This is a genomic window from Jiangella anatolica (genome assembly GCF_003236295.1).
Taxonomy (GTDB): domain Bacteria; phylum Actinomycetota; class Actinomycetes; order Jiangellales; family Jiangellaceae; genus Jiangella; species Jiangella anatolica.
This window is the reverse complement of sequence record NZ_POTW01000214.1, coordinates 1-457: the sequence shown is the minus strand read 5'-3', so window position 1 is coordinate 457 and position 457 is coordinate 1. Positions and strand designations below refer to the sequence as shown.

The following is a 457-nucleotide window of genomic DNA, read 5'->3' as shown; positions in this document are numbered from 1 at the left end:
CTCCGGAAACTACGTCTTCGGCACCATGCACGAAGGCGGCCCGGAACCGACCGGCAGCTTCTATCGGTTCACGCCCGTGGGCACGCTGCAACGCGTTGCGCTGCCGCACATCGCCATTGCCAACAGCATCGCCTTCAGCCCGGACGGTGCGACCCTGTATTGGTGCGATACGAGGAGCCGGCGCATCCACGCGTGCGATTACGACGGGCAGACCGGCCAAGTCGCCAATATTCGCGTCTTCGCCGATCTGCGCGACCAGGATGCCGATGGCGCCCACAAAGGCTCGCCCGATGGCTCGACTGTCGACGCAGACGGCTGCCTGTGGAACGCAGAGTGGGGCGGCAACCGGCTGACGCGGTACGCACCTGATGGGCGCGTGCTGGCGCGCATGTCCGTGCCGGCATCGCAGCCCACGTGCCCGGCATTTGGCGGCGAGGCGCTCGACACGCTGTATCTG

General features: G+C 67.0%; 1 protein-coding gene. It reads left to right on the top strand.

Annotated elements, in window-relative coordinates; translation table 11 throughout:
* Positions 1-457, top strand: a 457-nt coding sequence (locus C1I92_RS35925; protein ID WP_146605395.1) for an SMP-30/gluconolactonase/LRE family protein, incomplete at both ends; no start/stop codon positions are given.